This is a genomic window from Micromonospora sp. WMMD967, assembly GCF_029626165.1.
GTDB lineage: Bacteria > Actinomycetota > Actinomycetes > Mycobacteriales > Micromonosporaceae > Micromonospora > Micromonospora taraxaci.
In genome coordinates, this window is record NZ_JARUBK010000001.1 from 6106355 (window position 1) to 6131386 (window position 25032).

At 66.9% G+C, this 25032-nt stretch carries 16 protein-coding genes and 1 pseudogene; 8 read left to right on the forward strand and 9 right to left on the reverse strand.

All coding sequences use genetic code 11. The features are described from left to right. Positions 1-575 precede the first annotated feature (575 nt). Positions 576-782 (reverse strand): hypothetical protein, encoded by a 207-nt coding sequence (locus O7631_RS27485; protein WP_278146947.1) that lies wholly within the window; start codon positions 780-782, stop codon positions 576-578. 702 nt (positions 783-1484) lie between these two features. On the opposite strand from O7631_RS27485, the gene O7631_RS27490 reads away from it, so the two are divergent. The 4 genes from O7631_RS27490 (at position 1485) to O7631_RS27505 (ending at position 3831) form a co-directional block, all read left to right on the forward strand. Further along, the gene (locus O7631_RS27490) at positions 1485-1769 is read left to right on the forward strand and encodes a hypothetical protein (protein WP_278146948.1); all 285 of its coding nucleotides are present in this window, start codon (positions 1485-1487) and stop codon (positions 1767-1769) included. A 109-nt stretch (positions 1770-1878) separates the two neighbouring features. Continuing rightward, positions 1879-2028, forward strand: coding sequence for a DUF1963 domain-containing protein (locus tag O7631_RS27495; RefSeq protein WP_278148034.1), 150 nt, complete (start codon positions 1879-1881; stop codon positions 2026-2028). Positions 2029-2075: 47 nt separating this feature from the next. Further along, positions 2076-2930 (forward strand): hypothetical protein, encoded by an 855-nt coding sequence (locus O7631_RS27500; protein WP_278146949.1) that lies wholly within the window; start codon positions 2076-2078, stop codon positions 2928-2930. A gap of 214 nt (positions 2931-3144) precedes the next feature. Then, positions 3145-3831 carry a hypothetical protein gene (locus O7631_RS27505; protein WP_278146950.1) on the forward strand — a complete coding sequence of 229 codons (687 nt, stop codon included), beginning with the start codon at positions 3145-3147 and terminating at the stop codon, positions 3829-3831. Between the two features lie 894 nt (positions 3832-4725). On the opposite strand, the gene O7631_RS27510 is transcribed toward O7631_RS27505, so the two are convergent. Next, on the reverse strand, positions 4726-5217 hold the full coding sequence (locus tag O7631_RS27510; protein WP_278146951.1) for a MarR family winged helix-turn-helix transcriptional regulator: 492 nt from the start codon (positions 5215-5217) through the stop codon (positions 4726-4728). 73 nt (positions 5218-5290) lie between these two features. Between O7631_RS27510 and O7631_RS27515 the strand changes: the two genes are divergently transcribed. The 3 genes and pseudogenes from O7631_RS27515 to O7631_RS27525 form a co-directional block, all read left to right on the forward strand. Continuing rightward, positions 5291-5884 carry a DsbA family protein gene (locus O7631_RS27515; protein ID WP_278146952.1) on the forward strand — a complete coding sequence of 198 codons (594 nt, stop codon included), beginning with the start codon at positions 5291-5293 and terminating at the stop codon, positions 5882-5884. An 84-nt stretch (positions 5885-5968) separates the two neighbouring features. Beyond that, positions 5969-7504 carry a cellulose binding domain-containing protein gene (locus tag O7631_RS27520; protein ID WP_278146953.1) on the forward strand — a complete coding sequence of 512 codons (1536 nt, stop codon included), beginning with the start codon at positions 5969-5971 and terminating at the stop codon, positions 7502-7504. A gap of 411 nt (positions 7505-7915) precedes the next feature. Beyond that, a pseudogene (locus O7631_RS27525) lies at positions 7916-8116 on the forward strand (IS5/IS1182 family transposase); the annotation flags it as partial. On the opposite strand, the gene O7631_RS27530 reads toward O7631_RS27525, so the two are convergent. The 6 genes from O7631_RS27530 to O7631_RS27555 all read right to left on the reverse strand — a co-directional run bounded on the left by O7631_RS27530 (position 8102) and on the right by O7631_RS27555 (position 21011). Beyond that, complete coding sequence (locus tag O7631_RS27530) at positions 8102-10249, reverse strand: MMPL family transporter (RefSeq protein ID WP_278146954.1); 2148 nt, start codon at positions 10247-10249, stop codon at positions 8102-8104. The pseudogene O7631_RS27525 and the gene O7631_RS27530 overlap by 15 nt on opposite strands. Positions 10250-10726: 477 nt before the next feature. After that, positions 10727-13666 carry a family 16 glycoside hydrolase gene (locus tag O7631_RS27535; protein ID WP_278148035.1) on the reverse strand — a complete coding sequence of 980 codons (2940 nt, stop codon included), beginning with the start codon at positions 13664-13666 and terminating at the stop codon, positions 10727-10729. Between the two features lie 1115 nt (positions 13667-14781). Next, positions 14782-16485 carry a cellulose binding domain-containing protein gene (locus O7631_RS27540; RefSeq protein WP_278146955.1) on the reverse strand — a complete coding sequence of 568 codons (1704 nt, stop codon included), beginning with the start codon at positions 16483-16485 and terminating at the stop codon, positions 14782-14784. 33 nt (positions 16486-16518) lie between these two features. Beyond that, positions 16519-17775 carry a cellulose binding domain-containing protein gene (locus tag O7631_RS27545; RefSeq protein ID WP_278146956.1) on the reverse strand — a complete coding sequence of 419 codons (1257 nt, stop codon included), beginning with the start codon at positions 17773-17775 and terminating at the stop codon, positions 16519-16521. An 83-nt stretch (positions 17776-17858) separates the two neighbouring features. Further along, on the reverse strand, positions 17859-19610 hold the full coding sequence (locus tag O7631_RS27550) for a family 43 glycosylhydrolase (protein WP_278146957.1): 1752 nt from the start codon (positions 19608-19610) through the stop codon (positions 17859-17861). Between the two features lie 15 nt (positions 19611-19625). Continuing rightward, on the reverse strand, positions 19626-21011 hold the full coding sequence (locus O7631_RS27555; protein WP_278146958.1) for a glycoside hydrolase family 43 protein: 1386 nt from the start codon (positions 21009-21011) through the stop codon (positions 19626-19628). 571 nt (positions 21012-21582) lie between these two features. Between O7631_RS27555 and O7631_RS27560 the strand changes: the two genes are divergently transcribed. After that, positions 21583-22629, forward strand: coding sequence for a LacI family DNA-binding transcriptional regulator (locus O7631_RS27560; RefSeq protein ID WP_278146959.1), 1047 nt, complete (start codon positions 21583-21585; stop codon positions 22627-22629). A 43-nt stretch (positions 22630-22672) separates the two neighbouring features. Here the strand turns inward: O7631_RS27560 and O7631_RS27565 are convergent, their stop codons facing one another. Beyond that, a complete protein-coding gene (locus O7631_RS27565) occupies positions 22673-24733 on the reverse strand; it encodes an immunoglobulin-like domain-containing protein (RefSeq protein WP_278146960.1) in 2061 nt (686 codons plus the stop codon). Positions 24734-25032: the final 299 nt, after the last annotated feature.

The following is a 25032-nucleotide window of genomic DNA, read 5'->3' on the forward strand; positions in this document are numbered from 1 at the left end:
GCAGGCCCACCCGCAAGCTCCACATCGATCTGCAGCAAAGCGACGGGCGTGGCGATAGGCGACCCGAGACGTCGGCCGGCGCCAGCCATCCCGGGAGCAGCAGCGCCTGACCACTTCGACCTCTACTGGGAGGTCACCCCGCACCGCTCCACCACATCACCACAGGTCAAAGCCCTCGTCCCTGTCTGGCGTCGGTGAGCACTTCGGGCGCGGAGACCACTTCGCCAACCTGCACCCAATCTGCTCCCACTTGCAAGGCCAGGTCCACCAACAGCTCCTTACCGCCTTGACCTGCGCACACTCCCCTACCAGGCGACATAGAGCACTGTCGACTGCTGTGCGGAACCGCAGGGCACTCTGCGGGAAACATGATGCCTCACCCACTCTGACCTGGGGAAATGTGGAGCCGCAGGTAGGGGGTGAATGCAGTTGAGCGCTGTTCGACGCCGTTGGGCGCAGTTCAATGCCGTTCAGGGCATCCTGCTGCTCCCATGCTGCTCCCCCTCCCCGGCCTCCGAACCGAGCCGCTCGGCCGCCGCCCGATAGTCGGCAGAGCGGAGCCACGCCGCGCATCGCTATAACTCGCACCAATCTCCCGCGCGGGCAGCATCACCGGTGCGAGCAAACGACTCGACCACCTTCCAGGCGCGATCGAGTTCCAGCACGAAGCCGGCGCTGAACTCAACCAGGCCGTCCATCACTGGTACTTCCGCGCTCACGTCCCCGGGCTGATCCGCGACGAGCAGAGACACCAGACCGTCATCCGACATGAGATGGACCACCGCCGCGGATCCCTTGAACCCCAGCGCGCATACGGGGAACGTGGCACCCCTGCGGACCTCGAGGTAACCCTGCCCCTGGGCACGTAACTCACTGAACCGCTCTACAAGGTCAGCGACACCCGAGCGCTCAGTCGAAACGAACGTCCCAGACGCCGGGGACGAAGCGCTCCACGAGATGTCCACCTTACTTCCTCCTCAACGGCCCCGGCGGCTGCGGCTCCGGCTCCGGCAAACCCGCCTTCCCCTCGGTGAAGACCTTGCCGTCGTTACGCACGCTGGGACGGCACGCCGTAACGACTCTGCTCTTCCTCATGAGCGTCGGGTCCGCCGTCGCGAAGCCGTGAGTGGGTGGCACGAGGCCCTCTTGGCAATCACTTAGGATCGCGCGATGACGGACGGTGCGCTCGGCTTCGGATACAAACTCCAGTGGCTCGCTGTGCGTGACCGGGGCGCCGACGCCGCCGCTGCCGCGCTGAACCTTAGCCGTCCCACTCCCGCCACGTGGCGCGATGCGGTCGCCGCTGCCTATGGTGACCACGGAACCTGGCTTCTAACACCGCCGCTCGACCGGTGGACGCTCGCCGCTTCGAGAGACGTGCTCGCACCTGAAGACGACCGATTCGCCGCTTGGCTGGCAGCGCTGAGCCGTGAACTGGGTGAGGTGCAGTACTTCGGGACTCATCGTGTCATCAACTATCACGGATGGGGCATGCCAGCGACGGCGTTGTGGAACGAGCATTCGCCTACCTCGGCGAACGCGGCGAGGTGCTGTTCGACGTAGGCAAGCGCACGATCGAAGAGCACACGCTCGGGGTCGGGGCCGCCCACGACGAGGACGAACCATGGGACGACGATGACGAGACTTCGCCGTGGCCGGATGAGGAAAACGTGCTCACGCTCGCAGGTCACTGGAGCATCGACCCACGGAAGCTAGAGAACGTCCTCGTCCCCGGGCACCCATGGATCACATCGATCCGATCGAGATAGTCGGAAAGCGCCGAAATTTAACCCCGAAACAACCTCTCGGTCCGTAGGAATGACTGGCCGTCGTTGAGCGGTGCAAGCACACCGGGCATGCTGCGGCGGCGCGAACATGATGTGGGGCAACGGCGGCATGCTCTCCTGGCTCATCCGGCCTGACGACCACCCTGCCCGGCGATTCGACCGAGCTATGTCCACCTGGCAGTGCTGCTGGCCGCCGTTCGCGCGGCGGATGGGTGCGCTACGTCCCAGCCCGCGGCGGTGAGCGTGAGGGCGGCTGTGATGACCGTTGGGTCTGCGTGGGAGGTAGCGATGATTGAGTGGCTTGATCATGTCTGGTCTCAAACACGCACTGTGCAGATCGTCGAGGGCGGTGAGGATGCCGGTCCCCTTGGCAGTCGTGCAGTTCTGGCCGAGCTGCCAGACGCTGTCTCTGTCGAGGCGGCGCGCGAGTTGACCACGACAGGTCACTTCACCGGTGACATCTGCCGCTGTCACGGTGGGCCGACGATCGTGCTCCGCGATGCAACAGGCGACGTGCTCGCTGGCGCAGGTCTTCACGGCCACGGCTCGGTCAGCTGGGCGCGGTCGCGCTTCCGCAATGACCTCGTCGTGGCGGATCCCGCGGCGCTGCACGTGTTTCTGGCCGGACACGGAGTGCCGAATCAGTTGACCTCCTTCCTGGCACCGTTGGCGGAGCTGCTGAACCTGCGGGAGGGTCGTCCGCAGTTCCGGCCCGCCGGTAAGAAAGGCAAGCGGTATCTGGACGAGCGTGGGGTTCCGGGCGTGCTGCATTCTGTGTTGGTCGCTGTCACCGGCCAGCAGTGTGGCGAGCTGTCCGATGCGCACGTCGATGACATCCGTCGAAGGCTCGCCGCCGCCATGCCCTCACCCACCGCCAGGGCGGCGACCCTGCTGTCCTGGCTGGGCCGGCTTCCCATCCCCGCCGAGGCTCTATGTGGTGAAGGCGTCCTGGTACGCCAGCTACTCGCAGACCTCAGCCTGCTCGACGTCGCGGCTGCGGCTGCCCAAACCCGCACTGGACACGTTGCGACAGGGGTTATCAACCTGATCATGCACTCCGGCGACGACGGCGCACTGGCCACGGCCATCGGCCCGACGCTACGTCACCTGTTCCCACCAACACCTGTTGCCAAGACCCTCTGATAGTCGTCGAACGGTCGGACGGCGCTCCGCTCGTTCCCGTAGATCGCGCAGCCATCATCGCCCGCGCATGTCGCCGCCATGGAACGCTCGGCCCGCCACGTCCCATTGACAGAGCGTTGCGGCCGGTAGGCCACGGACCCGTGCACGGGCTCCCAGACACGGTCGCGGGACCTAGGCTGTCGTCGCCGGTCTGGCTGAGGCACTTGGGGTTGCGGTGAGTTTTGATCTTTACGTCTGGCATGAGGTCCAACCGGTCACTGCGGCCGAGGCGCGAGCGAAGCTGGAGCGTTGGAGCGACGGCGGACAAGAAGTGTTCGCCGCGCATCCCGCCGTGGGGCGGTTCTACGACGCACTACTCGATCGCTTCCCACCGCTAGAGAGCCTCAGCGATGATGACATCGATCGGCTGGGAGTGTGGAGCATGACTCCGGAGCGTTCCGAGGCGATCGTGTCCGTTTCGTGCGTCTGGTCGCGTGCCGACGAGGTCGGTACCGCCGTCCTAACGCTCGCCGCCGAGCACGGCCTGATCTGTTACGAACCGGGCTACCACGTCGTCAACCCGAACGCCCCCGGCCACGCAGCGCTCTTTACGCTCTCGTCGCAGAGCCTGCCGACGATGCCCGACCCCGACGCCGACCGATTCAAATGGGTCATCGGCCAGGTAGGCGAAAACAACGGCTACGTGATCCTCGAACGCGCCGACGGATGGTTCGTCCAGGTTGGCTACGGCGACGCCGTGGGAGTACCCGCCGGGACATACGCACTGGAATATCAGGAAGGTTCCATCGACCGACACTTCCGCTGCCAGACCACCGACCGCGAAGCAGCCCTGCGGCTCTTGCAGGAGTTCCGAGCCGGCGACGACAGGTGGAAACGCCGCCACCTGTGGGGACCACTCTGAGCAGTCCCCCAACTGCCCATCCAGCCGAGACGAGTGTCCGGACGCGTACGCACGGCCGAGTCCCACCGCACCGAGGCCCACTCAGCGGCCTCGCGGTGCGCCTCAAGTACAAGCCTGAAGGCGCGCCCTTCACTCGTCGTGTACGGACGCCACCTACCGCCTTTCCTAGGGCACCGACGCTGACGCCTTCGGGTCCGCCGAAGGCACCGACATAGAGGACGAGTTGCCACCGCGTTGCGGGTGCGTTCGGAGTCCTTCCCACCTGCTTCCACAGCCCCGTCGTCACGATCGCCTTCTCGGATGCCGCGCCCTATCAGGGCATGACAGGCTGTCCGGCATGGGCCCTGCCGATCATCAGCTCCATCTGAGGCTAAGGATCAACAACGGCCTACTCCTCGTACGAGACGGTGCAGGCACTTGGCTAATCCTTGGCGCCGCCGACGGGTTGGTCTACCCGGCCGGGGACCGACTCGCATGGCTGTTGCCACTGCTGGAGCGCACCCCGAGCGACATCAGTGCGGAACTGCCTGACGTGCCTGTCGCCGACACACCGCTTCCCGCCCTCGTGCGGTTCGCGCTCACCGCATGGGGAAGCTACTGGCGGGCACTGGCACTCGATTGGTTGGACGCCGGCTGGCCCACCCGAGATCTGCGCGACGTACTGACCGACATGAAGGACTCGCGCGAACTCTCCCAGCCGCTTCGCGACCGAGCACGTCGCCTTTGGCACGCCTCAGCGGGGCCGGCGCTCCAGTCGAGCAGTCCGCAGGAGTCGTAGACGGTGTCAGTAAATGTGCGCCCACCGGCCTCGAGCAGCGGTACTCGACCGCGATGATCCTGGCCACGATCGCCCTGTTCGTCACTCCTGTGCTGTTTGGCCCGGGCTGGGGCTCCTCACGACAACACGTGTCGCGTCAACGCTGCCAGTAGTCGTTCGAGCGCTTTGCGGTCGCTGTCGGTCAGGTTCCGAAGGATGGCCGCCTCGTTTGCCAGGTGCTCCTCGATGAGTTGGTCGGTCAGCGTCAGTCCGGCCGGGGTCAGGCCCACCACTCTGCCGCGGGCGTCGACCTCGGAGACCGAGCGCGAGACGAGACCTCGGGCGATGAGCCGGTCCACCCGCTTGGTCACCGCACCGGTGGTGACGAGCATCCGTTCACTCAACTGACCCGCCGTGAGAATGTACGGCTCGCCCTCCCGGCGCAGCGCCGCAAGCATGTCGAATTCGCCGTTACCGAGGCCCGCGGCGGCGAACGGCGGCCGCAGGGACGCGTCGAGCACCTCGGCCAGGTGCTGGATCCGGCCGATGATCAACAATGGGGTGGGATCGAGGTCGGGTCGTTCGCGATGCCACTGACTGACGATGTCGGCAACCCGGTCTTCGTTCACACTTGCATCATAGCTTCCATGGAAGATAGATTCATCTTCCATGGAAGGAAATCGCTCTCACGCGCCCGTCCCCATGGTCGTGGCCTACGTCGACCCGTCCTGCCCCTTCGCCTGGATCACCTCGCGGTGGCTCATGGAAGTCGCGCGCATCCGACCCATCACTCTGCGGTTCGAGGTGATGAGCCTCGCGGTCGTCAACGAGCATCGTGACCTGGAGCCCTGGTACCGCGCGTTCAACGATCGGGCCTGGGGCCCGGCGCGGGTGTGCACGGCAGCCGGCACGCACCATGGGCCAGCCGCCCTCGCGCGCCTGTACCCGGCGCTCGGTCGACGGATCCACGACGAGGGCAACAAGGACTTCGACGCCGTCATCCCAGCGGCACTGGACGAGGCGGGCCTCCCCGCCGACCTGGCCGACGTCGCTCGTCAAAGCGACGTCGACGATCGAATGCGGGCGAGCACCGCCCGCGCGCAGCAACTCGTGGGTAAGGACCTCGGCACCCCGACGATCGTGGTCGACGACGTGGCCTTCTTCGGCCCTGTGCTCTCCTCGATCCCACGCGGGGACGACGCCCTCCGCGTCTTCGACGGCGCCCGCCTGCTCGCCGGCTGTCCGGCGTTCTCGGAACTGAAGCGCGCTCGGACCGATGAGCTCAGCTTCACCTAGCCCCTCTGGACATGTTCAGTAAACAAACCTAATAATTGACCTCCCCTCGATACCCATCGATCGGGCACCCCTCGGGAGGACCGGATGGCGCGCAAATTCCGAACACCGTTCCTGGCGGCCCTCGCGGCCCTGGTCTCCGCCGCCGCGGCGACCCTGACCTTCGCCTATCCAGCCCTGGCCGCCGGCCCGACGGCCGCGTTCACCAAGACCTCCGACTGGGGCGCGGGCTGGGAGGGCCGCTACACCATCACCAACGGTGGGTCGAGCACGATCTCCGGCTGGCAGGTTGCCTTCACCCTGCCGACGGGCACCACTCTCGGCTCGTACTGGGACGCCACGGTCAGCAGCGTCGGGCAGAGGCACACCTTCACCAACCGCTCGTGGAACGGCGCCCTGGCCCCCGGCGCGTCGGCGTCGTTCGGCTTCCTGGTCAGCGGCTCCGGCTCGCCCGTCGACTGCACGCTCAACGGCGTGGCGTGCGCCGGTGGCGCACCCCCCACCACGACACCCCCCACCACGACGCCGCCGACGACCCCGCCGCCCACCACGACACCGCCGACGACCCCGCCGCCCACCAGCCCGCCGCCCACCGGGCTGCCGAAGCACGCCCTGATCGGCTACCTGCACACCAGTTTCGCCAATGGGGCCGGGTACCTGCGGATGGCCGACGTGCCCGACGACTGGGACATCGTCAACCTCGCCTTCGGCGAACCCACCTCCGTCACCTCCGGCGACATCCGCTTCCAACTCTGCCCGGTTGCCGAGTGCCCCACGGTGGAGACCGAAGCCCAGTTCACCGCGGCGATCCGCGCCAAGCAGCAGCAGGGCAAGAAGGTGCTGCTGTCCATCGGCGGTCAGAACGGGCAGGTGCAGCTCACCACGACCACCGCCCGTGACACGTTCGTCCGCTCGGTCTCGGCGATCATCGACCGGTACGGCCTCAACGGCCTGGACATCGACTTCGAGGGCCACTCCCTCTACCTCAACACCGGCGACACCGACTTCCGCAACCCGACCACCCCGGTCGTGGTCAACCTGATCTCGGCGATCCGCGAGCTCAAGCAGCGCTATGGAAGCGGCTTCGTGCTCACGATGGCCCCGGAGACGTTCTTTGTGCAGCTCGGCTATCAGTTCTACGGCTCGGGCCCGTGGGGCGGCCAGGATCCCCGGGCCGGGTCGTACCTGCCGGTGATCCACGCGCTGCGTGACGTCCTCACCGTCCTGCACGTGCAGGACTACAACTCCGGCCCCATCGTCGGGCTCGACGGGCAGTACCACACCATGGGCAGCGCCGATTTCCACATTGCGATGACGGACATGCTGCTGGCCGGCTTCCCCGTGGCCGGGAACGCCAACGCGGTGTTCCCCGCCCTGCGCGAGGACCAGGTCGCGTTCGGCGCGCCCTCGTCCACCAGCGCCGGCAACGGCTACCTCGCCCCGGCCGGCGTGCAGCAAGCGGTGACCTGCCTGGTCCGAGGCCAGAACTGCGGCGCATACGCCCCTCGCAGCGGAACCAACCCCAACTTCCGAGGGCTGATGACCTGGTCCATCAACTGGGACCGCTTCTACTCCTGGGAATTCCGGCTCAACCACGGTCCGTTCCTCAAGGCGCTGCCCTGACGGCGACGCTGGCCGGAGCGGCCGAACACGCCGCCCGTCGAAAACAGCATCGCGGCCCGGTCGATCCGGACCGGGCCGCGACGTGGTCCGATCACCTTCTCCCACAGTGGACCAGAGCGGCACACCACCCCCGTGGCAGCCTGGTGACCCACGCCGGAACGCACCATTGGCATGGCCAACTGCGATGGTGACCACTCGACACCTCGAACACCATCGCCGTACCACTCGGCTACCGGCTCCAGTCCTGGATTGCCCGGCATCGTACGAGTCGAGGACCAGGTTCGCCCTTCCACGAAACACTCGCCGCAGCGGTGGGAGCGTGCGGACGAGTGGTACAACTACTCGGCCGACGTGCGGGGCGACGCCCATGTCCTCGCCACAAGTACAGCCGGTTGCCGCGGCAACGCCGCCATCACGCCGGAGATTGCCCGTCGCGGCAGCGCCCACGGCTCCGGGCCGGGCAAGCTGCGCTGGGTCGTCGAATGGGCCTTCTCCCGGCTACACGGCTTTCGACGTCTCCGCAGCTTCTACGAACAGCCGGCCGACATCCACGAAGGCGTGGTCAGCGTCGCCTGCTCGTTGATCTGCCTACGCCAGCTACTCACTCACTGAACTGACGTCTTGCAACGCGGGCGTCGTACGGCGGCCGGGACGCCACCAGTTCGCCGCGCCGAGGAGGGACATGACAGAGGGCAGCAGCAGTCCACGGACGACGGTGACGTCCAGCAGCACGGCCACAGTCATGCCGACACCGATCTCCTTGACCGCTATCAGTTCGCCGAGGGCGAAGCCGAGGAAGACGATACCCAGCGCCACGGCCGCGGTGGTGACGACCGGACCGGTCGCGGTGATGCCGGCGAGGACCGCCCGGTCGTTGTCGATCCGGTCGTTGGCGGTACGGCGGTCCCACTCCTCCTTGATCCGGGCGAGCAGGAACACCTCGTAGTCCATCGACAGCCCGAAGATGAACACGAAGAGCAGCAGCGGTGTGGTGATGTCCAGAGCCCTCCAGGGTTCGAACCCGAGCAGGGCCGAGCCCCATCCCCACTGGAACACGGCGACCAGGACGCCGAGGGTCGCCAGCAGCGTCAGGATGTTCATGCAGATGGCCTTGACCGGTACGACGACCGAGCCGGTCAAGGCGACCAGCAGCAGCCCGGTCGCGACGACGATGACGGCCACCGCGATCGGCAGCCGCGCGGCCGTCGACTCCCGCGCGTCGATGAGCTCGGCAGCGGGCCCCCCGACGAGGAGCGGTACCGGCATGTCGAGGGCCCTCAGGTCACGGACCAGGCGTTGGGCCGGTTCGCCGCTCGCCGGGCCGGCCGGGCGCAAGTCCACCACGGTGACGTCGGCCGGCAGGTCCGAGCGCAGGTCGAGCTCCTTCTCGCCGGTGAGGTCGCGCAACTGTTGCAGCAACGCCGGCACCGGCGGCTGGGTGGCACCGGCCTCGATGAGCACGGTGACCGGCTGCGCGGCCCAGGTGGCGAAGTCCCGTTCGACGGCCTCGTACGCCAACCGCTCCTCGCTGGCGGCCGGCAGCGACCGTGCGTCGGAGTTGGCGAGCGTGATCTGGAGCAACGGAGATGCCAGCAGAAGCAGGCCGGCGGTCACGGTCAACGCCACCGCGGCGGGACGGCGCTGCGAGAACGCCGCCAGCCGCGCCAGCAGGCCCGGCCGACCCGGCGCGGGGCGACGGGAGCTGCCCGCCGAGGACCGTGTCCGGGCGCCTCGCGGCGGCGGGATACGCCGGTGTGCCAGGGCGATCAGCGCGGGGACCAGGGTCAGCCCGATCACCGTGGCCATGCCGACGACCAGCGCTCCACCCAGCGCCATCGCCGCCAGCAGCGGCTCGGCGAAGACGAAAAGACCAGCCAGTGCCGCACCGACGGTGAGACCGGACACGAGAACGGCACGTCCGGCCGTCGCGGTGGTCGCGGCGAGCAACTCCGCCACCGGTGCCCTAGGGGCCGCCTCGCGTTCCTCCCGGAACCGGGCAAGGATCAGCAGGCTGTAGTCGACGGCGAGGCCGAGACCGAGCAGGGTGACGACGTTGACCGCGTACTGGCTGACCGGCATCGCCTCGGCGAGCCCGCTCAGCGCCAGCAGCGTTGCGGCAACCGCGGCGAGGGCGGCCGCCAGCGGCAGACTGCCTACGATCAGCCCGCCGAGCACGACGGTGAGAACGCCGCAGAGCACCACCAGCGCGATCGACTCGCCGATGGCGGCGTCCTTGACGGCCTGCTCGCCGAAGGTCCGCTCGGCAAGCAGTTCCCCACCGACCAGCACCCTGGGGGCGTCGATGCGGCGCAGTGCGGCGGCCACCTGGTCAGCCACCGCGAGCGCCTCGTCGTCGCTGAGTTGCGGGCGCAGCTCGACGACGACGAGCGAGCTTTGATCATCGGCGGCCACCTGCGAAGATCCTGCGGTGTAGGCATCGGTGACGGACGCAACTCCCGGGATCGCGCGGATGTCGAACATCACCCGCGTGGCGCTGTCCACCAGTGCTGTGGCGTTGAAGTCGCGGCCCGCGATGACCGCCACGATCCGCTCCCCCTGCGGGTCGAGCCGGTCGATGCGCGACTGCGCGACCATGGACTCCGCGTCGGGTCGCAGACTGTCCACCGACTGGGTCCGGTCGTAAACCGCACCTCCGAGCATCGCACCGGCCAGCGTGATCACGCTCCAGCCAGCGAGCACCCACATTCGGTGTTTGGCGGTCCATCGGCCGAGCAGTGCAAGCACCGCAGCCTCCTCGGGCCGCAGCCGACCTAGCCGCTGCCGTAGCCAATGCAACATCAACTGCCCTCGTCCCGTAATGGTTCGTAGGTCCTGCTGTGAGCTGCTGCGACGATCGCCGCCGCGGCGCGATCGACGACTTGCTCCATCAGCTGGACGATCGTTTGGCGCGGTAACCTCGGACGATCGGCGTCAGCGACATCGACGCCGCGCCAGATTTGTGCGAGCGCTTCTTCCGCGGCGAGGAGTTGCCACCAAGATCACGGCGCAACTCGCCCGGGCGGGTTGGTACCACTACGGCGGTCGTCGAACCCTGACGACCGGTAACACCCGGGCCTCGCCGACGTGATCCAGCAGGCGACCGAATGCGACGTCTACCTCATCACCGCCGCCGACCCGTACTCCGACAACGTGGCCCGGTCCGGCGGACACGCAGGACTCTGGTGCCGCCGCACGGAACCGGCGGCGACACCAGAGTGTGCGTCAACTCAGCGGTTCGATCCAGATGTTGCGGAAGCGGGGATTCTCGCCGGGGTCGCCGTGGTCTTGCAAGGCTATGGAGCCAGGCGTCGGCCCTTCGGGCTGGCCGTTTCCGGTGGGTCCGTTGATGGCGACGTTGTTGTGGACAACAACGCCGTTCCACACCACCGTGACCCTGGCGTCTTCGAGTTTCGCGCCTGTCGCGCTGAACCGCGCCGCGCGGAACGTGATGTCGAACGTCTGCCATGTGTTGGGCGCGGTGGCCATGTTCCGGTCGGGAGCACGCTTGAGGTAGATGGCTCCGGCCTCGTTGTTGGCCAGTGTCGTGTCACCGTAGGAGTCCAGCACCTGAATCTCGTAGCGTTCCTGGAGGTAGAATCCGCTGTTGCCGCGGGCCTGTCCGGTGACCTCAGGCGGGTAGGCGGGTTGCAGCCACTCGCCGTGCAGCTTGAAGTCGCCGAATTTCGCTCTGGTACGGATGTTTCCGCCAAGCGATTCCATAGATCCGCCGGCCACCGGCCAGGTCGCAGGGCCGCCGTTTGTGTTCTCCCATGCCGCCAGGTCGGTGCCGTCGAACAGGGGGATGCGAGATACCGGAGAGACGACGACGTGGTCGAGGTTGGCGCCGTTGGCGCCCGTCGTGGTCGCACGGATCTTGCTCTGCCCGGCCGGTAGCGTTGTGCTCAGCGATACGGTTCGCCAGGTGTTCCACGCACCCGTCGGCGGGAACGAAAGCGCTGGGCTGACAGTCGTTCCGTTGGCCGCGATGGCCAGAGGCCGGTCGACGGTTCCGCCGTTGGCGTAACGGAATTCCAGCGAGTAGGTTCCCGCGCTCGGCGCGTTGACTGTCCATTCGGTGTGTGCTCCGGTGTTGGCGGTCGCCGCGAAGTCGGCGTAACCGGTTCCGCTGTAACCGGAATGTTCGGACCCTGCGGTCGCGCCGCTGAGCGCCGCATACTCGGCTTCGTAGGGGCCACCGGGCAGAGAGTTGAGCGTGTACCAGGCCTCCGTGCTCCACAGGGACTGCCCCGAAGCCGAACTGAACGGCCGTGGCGAGTGCACGTACACCACCCGCCCGGACTTCAAGCCGTTGATCCGCAACGTGACTTTCTTGCCGTCGGCCGAAGGGATGGCCGAAGTGACGCTCAGCGTCTCCAGGTCGACCTTTGGGCCGCCATAGCTGGAGGTCGGGGTGTAACGCCATTGCCGGACGGCGTACCGCGACGCCAGCGAGCTCAGCGTTGCGGCCGACAACGGCTGGGTGTATTCGAGTTCGAAGCCACCGGCGACCGCCCGCATCGCCAGGATGTCGAAGGCGTTGCTGCTGCTGGGGGTGAGTTTTTGCAGGCCGAAGGTGAGCTTGCCCTGCTGACGCCAGTTGCTGCTGGCCTGTCCACCGCCGATGCCGCCCGCGTAGATCGCACCGTCGGGGCCGAGGGTGATCCGGCTGATGCCGGCCTCGAGTCCCTGGGTGAAGCGGAAGACCGCACCCTGGTACTCGCCGTTGACCTTCTCCAGATACCCGCGTTGGATCCCGCCATAGGTGACATCACCGAACAGCATCTGGCCGGCGAACAGGCCTTGGGTGAGCATGAGCGGTGTGCTCGGCGAGTTCGCGATCTCGTTGTGCGGCAGCCACAGGACCGGCTGTGTGACCGCGTTCGAGTCGAACGGACCGGCCGGATCGTTGTAGTGGTTGAAGAACCGGCCCGGCTTGAGTTGCACCAGCTTGTTGGCCGGTAGCCAGTCGCCCTGGTTGTCGGTGACGAAGATGCCGCCTTCGGGGCCCCAGCCTATGCCATTCGGGGTACGCAATCCGCTCGCCGTGTACTCGACCTGTCCGGTCGCCCTGTTGACTTTGATCGCGGTGCCGCGATTGTTGGCGAGCTGCGGTTTGGTGGAGCGTCCGCCAGGAGTGATCTGGACCGACAGGTTGAGGTAGAAGTAGCCGTCCTTGTACAGGAGGCCGATCGCGAACTCGTGGTAGGTCCCGCCGAACGGCCAGGTCGCCACCGTTCGCCTGCTGTCGATGATGTCATCGCCGTTGGCATCGGTCAGCTCGATCAGCCCGTACCGCTCCGCGACGTACAGTTTGCCGTCCACATATTTGATTCCCATGGGGTCCTGCAACCCTGTGGCGATCCTCTTCACGGTCACCTGCGCGGCAGAGGTGGTGCCGGTGACGTTGCCCAGCACATAGACCTCGCCAAGCGGCGTAGTGGTGCCGTAGTCGCCGCCCCACGTGGTGATGGCCAGCCTGTTGTCGGGCAGCCAGTCCATCCCGGTGACTTTTGGCTCGAACCCGCTGGGACGCAGATTGGTCAGCGTGTAATTGGGATGCACCGCGTTCAGCGGCAGCCCGTCCCCCGGGCTGTCGACCCCCTCGACGCATTCCTTGGTGCCAGGTGCGGTTACCCGGGTCACTCCGGATTCGGTGCTCAACGCCGTGGTCGGCACGAGCGAGAACTGCGTGGATCCCGGTGGCCGCCACTCGAGTCTGAGCGCCTGCCCGTTGGTGTTATCGAAATGTTCGATGCGCAGCTTGTGATAGCCGACGGACAGGTCGATGGTGCCGTCCTTCGGCGACGCGCCATGAAGGCCGTCGTGGTCGATGACCGTCGTGAAGGTGCTGTCCGCGTCGTCATTGTCGACGACGGTGCTTCTGTCGATGCGCAAGCGGGAGCCATCGTCGCTGGTGAGCCGGAACACGTACGAGCCGGCCGTGGTGATGTTGATGTTCGCGAGGACCTGGGTGTGGAACCTGTCGGCAACGCCGAAGTCGGCCTGGGTCGACCAGTCGATCACCGGCATCAGCTTGTCGACGTTGGGAGTCTGTCCGGGCTTGAGCGTGCAGAGTCCGGACCGATCGATTCCGAGGTTGTAGGTGCGCAATGTGACTCCGGGATCCTGCGGTGGGATCGCGGCGTGTGCCTGACCAGGCACCAACAGAAATGGCAGCAATACACTCAGCCCCAGGACGAGGACTGGCGCCCGGCGCCGCCGGCGGGCGACCTCTGGGACGGTTTGACAGCTCATGACAATCCTTCTCGCGCTCGCATCCGCGCAGCAGCGCACACGCCGGCCCGGATGACAGGGGTGGGATCAGGTAGTTGCCTGACGCAGGTAGGACGCGCGCCGCCGCGCCGTCTTCTCAACGGAGCAGGTTGCTACCGCTTCGGAACATTTCCAAAGTCGGTCCAGGAAAGCGCTTTCCTGTCGGAGTTACTATATATGAGTCATCAGGATGTTTCAATGCCCCGCACGGTCGGCCCCGGGCTCCGATGGTGGCACGTTTCGCCAGCCGGGCAGGGCGTTCAGTGTCGTCCGGGCTGAGCGGGTCCAACGTCGACAGCCCACCGTCCTCGAACGGCTTCAACCGTCCCCGGTCTCGGCGTTGACCTACCCAGACCGCGAGCTGGAGCTGCGAGTGTCCAGCGTCCACAAAGTGTCCATGTCTCCATCGTGGACCTCCGAATTCACCTACATTCGCCCTGCGAACGTCACCCCACTCCGGTTTTGGCCGCATACCCGCCGGACGCGGCCACGGCTGCCTCGGCGGCCGGTTGACCATCCTCACCAGGATGTGCGGGCTCGACGCCGCGGACGCCGAGGGCGCGGATACGTTTTGCACCGTCCACTTCCGAAGACGAAACTGGTTGGTAAGCATCAGTCGGATCACGGCGGGCTGGTCAGCTTCACCGTCCAAGGCGGGTAGGAGCGGGCTTGGCACTCGTCGACCGACTGGAACTGATCTCCGATACGACCTGTGAGCCCTCCGCTCGGTAGCCAATCACGAGAGCGCTCACAAGACCGCCGTACACCCGAATGTGGGCGCCATCCCGCTGGACGCCAACGTCCTGACGACCCAGAACACCGACTTTCGCGTCGTCGTCCTCACACCCCGGTCTGACATCGCCGCTCGCGAAAAGCTGGATCGACTGGGTTGACCGGATGCCGGTGAGGGATGGCCGACGCCGGATGACAGGTGACTGGAGCCGGTGGTGCGTGTGGGTGCAAATACTCGTCCGCACCCACACGCGTCACCGGCAGGAGAACCCTCAGAGGGTGAACACGAGGGTGGAGATGCTGCGGGCGCCGACGTTGATGGTGGCCTGACCGCCGTTGACAGAGGTCGGCTGGCTGGCCGCGTTGGCGTTCTGCGAGGTGAGGTAGTGCTCGGCCCGGGTGACGTTCTGCGGAGCCTGGACCACCGCGTTGTTGACCGCGCTGTTGGAGCGGTTGAGGATCACCAGGGTGATCTTCCCGTCCCCCTGGTAGGCGGTCACCTCCAGCGGCGATGCCTTCGAACTCTTCGTCAGGGCGACCCGCTGGTAACCGGGGCGCACGTACTTCGCGTACTGGGAGAAGGCGTATCCGCGCTTGAGCGGAGCGCCCGCGACGGTGCCGTATGCCGACTCGCCGTCACCGATGAAGGAGTAGTAGCGCTTGCCGTACCACCAGATGTAGGCGTTCCAGTTGGCCTCCATCGACTTGTGCACGGTGCGCATGATGTCGTCGAGGGTCTCGTTCCACACCGCCGTGTTGGCCGGGTTGCCCCAGATGTTGGAGCCGCCGCCGTCAGCGGCGTGCAGGTTCCACTCGGTCATCCACACCGGCTTGTTGTACTGCTGGGCCAGCGAGTACGGCCGCAGCCGGCCCGACTCCTCGGTGCCGTACAGGTGCCCACCGATGTAGCCGATGTTGTTGCGGGCGGTCGCGTCGTTCAGGGTCGGGTCGGTGAAGTTGTAGTTCAGGTTCACCGCCTCGGCGACCATCAGCTTGGTGTTCTGCACCTTCGTGCCCTGGTCGCGGACGAAGGTGCGCAGCTCCGTGCCGCTCCAGTCCATCGAGTCGTAGTCCGGGTGCCAGTCGGGCTCGTTCTGCACCGAGGTGACGTCGATGGGCACGCCCTGACCCCGCATGTACTGCACGTAGCTGTTGAGGTGGTTGGCGTAGTCGTCGTAGTAGTCGGTCCTCAGCTTGCCGCCGTTGAGCCGGCTGTTGTTGGTCTTCCACGCCGCCGGCGCGGTCCACGGCGACGCCAGGATCTTGACGTTCGAGCCAGCGGACTTCGCCGTCTTCAACGAGTTCACGTGCGTCGCCCACTCGCTCGACACCGGCGACAGACCGGTCCGCACGATGGACAGACCCAACTGGTTGGCGCCCATCCCGACCAGGGTCTGCGTCTCGGCCGTCGACCACGCGCTGCCCCAGATGGACTGTGCGGCCCCGAACCCGTCGACGGTCTGGTAGCGGGTCGCGCTGTTCACCGTGATGTCCGCCGGCCCATTCGGCGGCGGGGTCGTCGGGGGCGGTGTCGTCGAGGGCGGGGTGGTCGGCGTCGTGCCACCGGTGCAGGCCACCCCGTTCAGCGAAAAACTGGTCGGAGCGGGGTTGCTGCCGGTCCATGAGCCATTGAAACCGAACGACACTTGACCATTTGTCGTGATCGTACCGTTATGGCTCACATTCCTAGCCGTCACTGCCGCGCCGCTCTGGGTCACGGTCGCGTTCCAAGCCTGTGTCACTGTCTGCCCGGCGCTGTAGGACCAGGTCAGCGTCCAACTCGACACCGCGTCGCCGAGATTGGTGACGACCAGGTTCGCCCCGAAGCCACCCTGCCACTGCGACGACACGCTGTAGTTCACCGAACAGCCGGCAGCGGCGGCACCGGCAGGTGCCGCCAGGGCAACCGACGTCGATGCCAGCAGGACGGCACCCACCGACATCAGCGCCGTGTTGGCCCTTCTCGATCTTGTCATCGACGTTCTCCTGTTTCTGTCGGGCTGCCCGAATCAGAGGCGGGTGCAGGTGAGGGACGGTGCCGTCGCTGTGCCGTTGGCGGTGAAACCGAACGTCGTGGACGCGCCCGCGGCGAGACTGCCGTTCCATGCCTCGTTGGAGACGTTCTGAGTGCCGCCACTGGGCGCGTTGCGCCCTCCCCAGATCTGGGTGATGCTCTGCCCGCTCGCGAGCGTCCAGCTGACCCGCCACCCGGTGATGGCGGCGCCTGCGGTCACCGTGACGTCGGCCTGGAAGCCACCCGGCCACTGGCTCACGGTCTGGTAGACGGCAGAGCAGCCGCCCGTGGGGGGAGTCGTCGGCGGAGTCGTCGGCGGAGTCGTCGGCGGAGTGCCCGCGAACTGGGTGAAGAATCGCCACACCTCGCCTGGGACCCAGGTCCGAGACCCGCTGTCGCCACCGGCGCCATCCTGCGGAGCGGCGATATGCCCACCGTCGAACGCAGCCCACGCCACCGGATAGCCAGCCCGGCAGCCGGAGTAGTTGTAGACCGTGTGGGTCAGGCTGCCAGCTCTCGGCTCCGGTGGGTTCGCCGCCGTGCAGCCGTTGTTGCGCACGAAGCGGTCGCGCAACGACCGTCCGCTGGTGATGTTGTCCCCGATGCCGTGTACCCCGAGGTACGCGATCGGCTGGGTACCGCCGCTGCAACCGCTGAGCGTGCCGGGCGAGGACTGGACGGCGACCGCGCGGAAGACGTTCGGCCGGGCGCAGGCCAGAGCGTGGCTCATCGCGCCGCCGTAGCTGAAGCCGACCGAGAACCGCTGCGTCGTGTCCACACAGAGGTCACCTTCGATTCGGCGGATCATGTCGTCGACGAACGTGACGTCCTCGCCGCCGGAGTTGGCCCAGCCGTTGCTGATGCCCTGCGGCGCGACGAAGATCGTGCTGTTGTTCGACAGCCGCAGCAGCCCGTAGTACGACCAGACGTCGCGCTGGACCGTCTGGCCGGTGGCGACGTCGACAGCGGTGCCGCCCCACCAGTGGAAGCCGAAGACCAGGCGGTACTGGCGGTTCCGGTCGTACCCATCAGGAAGCTTCAGGATGAAGCTCCGGCTCTTTCCGCCGCTCTGGACGGTGTAGGTGCCGTTGCCCAGGGTGGGGGCCTTGCCGCAGCCGGCGGTGGCGGCCAGTGGGCTGACCTCGGCGGCGGACGCGGGGCCCGGTTCGTTGGTGAGCGCGGCGCCAGCCATGGCCGCGACCAGCACTGCCGCGGTTGCCAGGGCGCTGGCGATGGACGAACGTCTTGCCATGACGTCACTCCTTGGTGGGTGGGGGTGGCTTCTTCGTGTGGGGCTCTCGGTCGGGGAACACCGGGCAGACCGCGCTGCGGCGTCTACCGGACGCACGTGGCGCCGTTGAGGGTGAAGGTCGACGGTGCGGCGGTATTGCCGGTGTGGTTGGCCTGGAAGCCGATGCTGACCGACGCGCCGGGCGCGATGGCGGAGTTGTGGGAGACGTTCCTGGCGGTGACCTGACCGGAAGTCGGCGTGTAGGTGGCGTTCCATCCGGCGGTGATGCTCTGGCCGGACGGTAGGCCGAAGGCCAGCGACCAGCCGTTGACCGTCGTGCTGCTGGTGTTGGTGATGGTGATGTCCTCGGTCAGGCCGCTGTTCCAGGCGTTGACGGTCGCGGTTACCCGGCAACCGCTGTCACTGGGAGGCGGGGTCGTCGGGGGCGGCGGGGTGGTGGGCGGCGGGGTGGTGGGCGGCGGCGTGGACCCTTGGCCGAACTGCCACCAGTTGACGTTGAACAGGTTTCCGCTGCCGCCGGCGAACCGCAGGTACACGTCCTGGGTGCCGGTGGCGCCGCTGACCGGGCAGCTGACGGTGCTCCATGCCTGCCAGCCGCCGGTGCCCCCGACGGTGCAGGTGCCTACGGTGGTGCCGCTGGCGCTACCCAGCCTCACCTCGATACGGCCGCCGCCGGACGCGGAGGCGACCCGGGCGGTGAACGAGTTCGCGCCAGAGCCGAGCGCGACGCCCTTGACCTTGATGTAGTCGCCGTTCTCGATCCAACCGATGTTCATGCCGCCTTCGCTGGACGGCTCGGTCTCGACACCGGAGGACCAGGCGATCGTCTCCGCCTCTTGGCGCAAGTAGGGGTTGAGGGTGCCGACCTGCGGTGCGCCGGAGGTGGTCATGGTGATCGTCGGGATGGTGCCGTCGGCCCGGTAGCTGAACTTCTCCACCGCCACCGAGCGGGTGAAGCCGCCGCCGCCGGGTAGGGCGCCGTTGTGGTAGAAGAAGTACGAGCCGCCGCTGAAGTCGACGATCGCGGGGTGGTTGGTGAAGGCGTTGCCCTGCCGGGGCATGATCGTGCCGCGGTAGGTCCACGGCCCGGTCGGGCCGGGGGCGGTGGAGTAGGCGATGAACTCCGAGCAGCATTCGGCGGCGAAGATGTTGTAGTACGTCCCGTTGCGCTTGTAGACCCAGGGCGCTTCCTCGTAGAGGGTGGGGCGGCTGGTGTTACCGCTGCGGGCGCCGAATCCGGCGGTGGTCAGCGGGATCCGGGTCGGGCTGCCGGAGAACGAGGTCATGTCGGCGTTCAGCCGCACATACCACAGGTTGGGGTTTCCCCAGTACAGGTACGCCTGCCCGTCGTCGTCGACGAACGCGTGCGGGTCGATCTCGCCGTTCTCCACCAAGGGGCGGCCGATGGCGTCGCGGAACGGGCCGGTGGGGCTGTCGGAGACGGCGACACCGATGGCCATCCGCCCGGTGGCCCGGTTCTTGACCGGCACGTACCAGTAGAAGCGGCCGTTGCGGTAGACGGTCTGGCCGGCCCACGCGTCGGCGCTGGCCCAGCTGAAGGTGGCCAGGTTCATCGGTACGCCGTGGTCGGTCCAGTTCACCATGTCCGCGGAGGAGTAGATCCGCCACTCCTTCATCGTGAAGTAGGTGGATCCGTCCTCGTCGTGGCCGGTGTAGAGGTAGACCCTCCCGTTGTGCACGAGCGCCGCCGGGTCGGCCGTGTAGATGGTCTGCACGATGGGGTTGTCCGCGCGGGTGGCACCGGGTGCCAGCACGACCACGCAGAGCAGGCTGGCGAGTAGTGCGACGGTACGTCGCAGATTGACTCTCGTCACGGTGACCCTCCTTGGTCAGGACGTGATGCGGAAGGTGGCGTCCTGCCGGTCGCTCGCGCTCGAACTGGCGCTCAGCGCGTCGATACGCAGCACGTAGCCGGCGTGCCGGAGGTACCGATCCGGGACGTTGTAGGAGCGCAACGACGTCCACGCTCCGTCCGCCAGTCCTGCCGTGCGGTAGAAGGTCGCGTCCGCGCGGAATGTCGACGTCCCGTTGTTCGGGTCGAGGCGGATGGCGTAGTTGCTGTGTCGCAGGAAGTTGCCCGGCCGGTTCACCGACTCGAACGACACGCCGGTGGCGTCGGCGAGGCCGGGCACCTGCCGCCACATCTGGTCCTGGTACGGGTCGAACGGGTACGGGTCGATGCGTCCGATGCCGTTGGAGTGGCGCACGAAGTAGTCCGGGAAGTTCGACGACTTGAGCCGTACCCAGTTCGGGGTGCCCCAGCGGGAGACCAGCGCGTTGTACTCGGCGTCGCTGATCCCCTGGATCGAGCCGTGCTTGGCGTTCAGCGGCGGGGTGTAGTCACGTTGGTTGAGCGACGTCCACGAGTTGCCGCCGATGTTCGAGCTGGACCAGATGTAGTAGTCGGCGTTGACCGGGCTGAACGAGTCACCCCAGAGTCTCCAGCCGTTGCCGTCGTTGTTCCTGACCAGCAGCGGTGCTTCGATCGCGTTGCCCATTCGCAGGCCGTTGGTGTAGGTGGTGAAGCTGTTCGGCGCCCCGGTCGAGGAGCGGGCACCGTAGAGATTGCCGTTGGAGAGGTTCTTGTAGTACAGGTACGTGGTGCCGCCGTCGACCACGATGTCGCCGTCGAGCACGCCGAAGCCGGGGCTGAAGAACACCTGCTGCGAGCTGACCGTGACGAAGTCGCTGGTGTAGTTGACCATCAGGACATCGCCGCCGCTGTTGCAGGAGTAGACGATGCCGTACTGGCCGCGCGAGGCGTCCCAGAAGGCGGTGGGCGCCCAGGTGTGCGCGTTGAGCGTGTGCATCCGGATCCGGCGGTAGCCGGTGAAGTTCGTCAGGTTCGCGGAGTCCCACACGTGCAGGTACTGACTGTTCTGACCGAAGTTGGTGCCCTTGAGATCGGTGGCGAGCACGACGAACGTGCCGTCCTGCTTGCGGAACACGAACGGGTCCCGCAGACCGAGCTGCCCCTGCGTCGGGGTGACCACCGGGTTGTTCTGGTTCAGCGGTGTCCAGTTGAGCCCGTCACGGCTCACCGCCAGGTGCAGGCCGTAGTCCGCGCCTTGGAAGTTCGGCGTCTCGGTGAAGTAGGACATGACGTACGCGGTGTTCGCGGCCCATGCCACGCCGGGCAGCCCGGCCACCGATGCCGCGGTCAGCGCACCGGACGCGGCCGCCGCCTTGATCAATGATCGTCGACTGATCGCCACGATTCTGAACCTCTCTGACGTTGTGCCCATTGCTGAGTGGGTTTGATAAACCAGGTCGATTCCGGGACTTCAGGCTCGACGCCAAGGGCCGGGCAGATTTGTCTGGCCATTGGCGGGGTCCTGGCAAAGGCGACACGTCACGGATTCGATGGCAGGAAAAGGAGCATTGCCGGCCGATGTCAGCGCCATAACAGGTCAGCAGCGAAGATCATCGTTAGCGCTAACAGGCGCGGCCCGGCGCACCTGTGCTGTGCCCACTAATTTCTCGCTGGCGCCCGTGCTCCCGGACGGCACGCCACCGATGCCCACATCGACTCTCGTGGATTAAGGCATGGTCGTCAAGGTGTAACGACTATGTTTCGCGAAAGTTTTCCGGCCGCGTCCGACGTCGGATCATCGCCGGTTGGGCTTCCTTCACCTCGCTCAGGTTCAGTGAGCGGGCGAGCTCTGCGGGGCCGATGGCGACGGAGTTCGGACGAGAAATGTTCTCGTGAACATTTCGGCTGGTCAGGCTCGCCATTCCGCCTCGGCGGATCGAGCGCGGTTGGTGCCCACCCGTAGACTTTCTCGTGTGATCGAGGAAGGTCGGCGGCGGAACTCCCGCAAGCCCTGGCGTGGTGACCTGCCCATCGCCACGATCGCCGAACTCGCCGGGGTCTCCCCACCCACGGTCTCCAAGGTCCTCAACGGCCGGGGTGGCGTGGGCGAGCAGACCCGGCAGCGAGTGGAAGCGTTGCTACGCGATCATGGATACCGCAGGCGTCGGGCCAGCGGCACGGCCCACTGCATCGAGGTTGTCTTCCACCAGATGCTGCCCTCGATCGCCATGGAGATCCTGCGCGGGGTGCAGGAGATAGCCAGCGCGAGGGACTGCACGGTCGGCTTCACCGACGTGCATCGACGCGTACTGGCGGGACTACCCTGGATGGAACCTCTGCTACTGCGCCAGCCGACCGCCGTCATCACAGTTTTCTCCCTGGTCACCGCCGATCAAGGGGAACGGTTTCTAGCCGGCGGGATACCCCTGGTCGCCATCGACCCGGTTGGTGAGATGTTCCCGACGCCTGCCGTCGGTGCCAACAACTGGAGCGGCGCGCTCGCCGCCACCCGGCACCTTCTCGACCTCGGCCACCGGCAGATCGGACTGATCACCGGGCCGGTCAAGGACCTGTCAGCGCGGGCGCGCCTGGACGGCTTTCGAGCCGCGTTGGACTACGCCGGAGTCCCGTTCGACGAGACCCTCGAACGACGCGGTGTCTTCACGTTCGAAGACGGCCGCGACCTGGGCACCCAGTTACTGGACCGACCCGATCGGCCCACCGCCATCGTCTGCGGCAATGACCTACAGGCGCTCGGCGTCTATGCGGCGGCTCGGGAGACCGGCCTTCGCATTCCCGAGGACCTCAGCGTGGTTGGCTTCGACGATGTCGACCAGGCGGCGTGGCTGGCACCGCCGCTGACCACGGTGCGGCAACCGTTCGGTGAGATAGGCGCCACCGCGGCCCGACTCGCGCTGGCCCTGGCCGACGGCCAATCTCTGAGCCAGGAACGGTATGAACTCGGCACGGCTCTCGTCGTGCGTGCCAGCACCGCCCCACCCGCTGCCCGGGCACCCTGACGACGCGAGGTGGTGGTGGCCCGAACCCGGGCCACCACCACCATCACGAACAGGAGATCGCGTCGTACGAGACCGTCTGAGTTGCCTGCACACGTCGACCATCAGCCATGGTCGAAGCCGTCACGGCCACCGCCGCGGCCGGAACTTCCCTCCGGTGCGTGGTGAACGGGTGAGACCGCCCCTTGCCCGCTCGCAGGTTGGTGAAGGACTTCGCACCGAAGCCGGATTGCACAGCGACATCCATCGAGGTCGGCCCCTCGTTGCGCACCGCAACAGTCAGCTTTACCTTGCCGCCCGCACACCTCGACTCCACAGTCGCCGACACGCCGACCACGTCGACCTGGAAGGAGCCGGTGCGCGTCTGACCCGCCACCGTGTAGGAGACGGTCACGGTCTGCCTGCCCGGCTTGTGCGGGTCATACCCCGAGACGAGGTATCCACCGTGCCCGGCGAGCAGCACCTCATCCCGTACGCCATCGGTGTAGTCAGCCGTGACCACCAGGCCCGTCAGGTCGAGGGCCTCGCCGAGGACATAGCTGGTCCGCGCCGGCGGTGTCCGTACCGCGATTGATGTCGGGTCCGCCCCGCGCAGGGCCGCGTGCTCGGCCTGGGTCAACGCGAAGATGTTCCCGTGCCGGATGACGCCGAGCGCCAGGTCGTAATTCGGTTTCTGCGCCCAGTCGATGGGCGTCCACTCGCCGGAGGCGAGGTCGTCGCCCCAGTACGGGTGGAGTTGCTCCTCCAGCCTGGTTCCCGACGGCGAGCCGAGCCACTTCTGGTCGGCGTAGAGGTAGTAGCCCGCACCCCGCACGTCACCGGGGTTCGCCTTCACCACCATCGGCGCCTCCGCGTACGTGGTGGCCATCGTGTCGTGCGTGATGCAGCCCTTGACCAGCTCCCACTGCTCGGGCGGCGCGAGCACCGACGTCGCCCGTTCCTGGTAGATGTCCTCCGAGCCGCACGAGGGAACGTGCTTGGTGGTGCCGACGCCGGTGGAGGTGCGGTCGGTGACGAAACGGTGGTAGGACCCGTCCTCGTCATCCTGGATGACGACGGCGTCCAGCGTTCCCTTGCCGGGCCGGTTGATCATTGTCTGCGGTGGCGTGAACGTCACGAAGTCCCGCGTGGTGGTGTAGAGGGTTTGGTTCCGGGTGAGCGGGTAACGGCCGTTCGGGTCGGTGCGGTCGGGCGTGTAGTAGCTCCCGGTCGGATAGACCGATGACGTCCAGTACACGACGTACGCCTCGATCGTCGGGTCCCAGATGGCCTCCGGCGCAAAGGTCATTCCCGCCTCCGGCGGGGCTACCAGGACGTGCCGCTGCTCCGACCAGGTTCGCAGGTCGGTGGACTCCCACACCTCGATGTAACGGCTGGCGCCGCTCTGCGCCCAGTCCCAGTTCTGCCACCCGTACGCCCGGCCGTCGACGTTGAGGTCGGTGGCGACAAGGTAGAACCTGTCCCCCTCCGGCGATCGGACGACGGATGGGTCTCGCACGGCGTGCATGCCCTTGGTGGATTGGAGGAAGACCTGCCCGTCGTTGGCCGCTGTCCAGCGGGTCGCGTCGTTGCCGATGCTGGTGGCCATGTATATCTGCTGCCCCGCCTGGCTGTTCGACCTGGCGAAGTTGGCCATGCCGTATCGGGAGAATGGCGCCAGGTCGACAGCGGGCCGAACGGTCAGGACGAAGTCGCGGCACGCCCGGTCCCCGTCAAGGTCGACGCACGCCGTCAGAGTCACCGTCGCCGGGGCAGCCCCCACCGGTGGCCGCCGCACCACACCCGCCGCGACCGGCCCGGAAGCCCTGTCGGACACCACTGCCGGGTTCGACGACGTCCAGGTCACCACCGCGCCCGGCACCGTCGCCACCGCTACCGGGAGCGTGACGTTGCCACGGACGTCTCCGGCATCGGGGATGGCGATCTGGGCCAGAGCCCGTTCCGCAGGCTCGTCCGCGCCGCTCTCCCCGGCGCTCGCGGCCTGGCCACCTCCCGCGACGACCAACGAGATGGTCGCGAGGCCAGCCGTCGCCACGATCAGGGCGCGGAACAGTGCGACCGTGCCGTCCCAGGGCGTTCCCGCTCCACGTGTCCAGCTGCCACCCATGGCACTCCCTATGTTATCGCTAACACTCAGCCGCCTTGCATTGAAACATTGAAGTAACACGACGTCAACGTTTCGTGTTCATTGGATCGCAACTAACCAGAGGTAGGAATGGTCACACGTCTGACGCCTTGCCATTATCCATAGACGGCCTTGCGTAATCCGTGAGGCCGACCGTATGTTATCGATAACATCGATGTTTCCCCCTTGTTTCCCACCATCGAGACTGATCACCATCAGCCGGTAATGGGCCTGGTCGTGGGACCGGCACACGATGCGACACGACCCGAGACAGCCCAGCC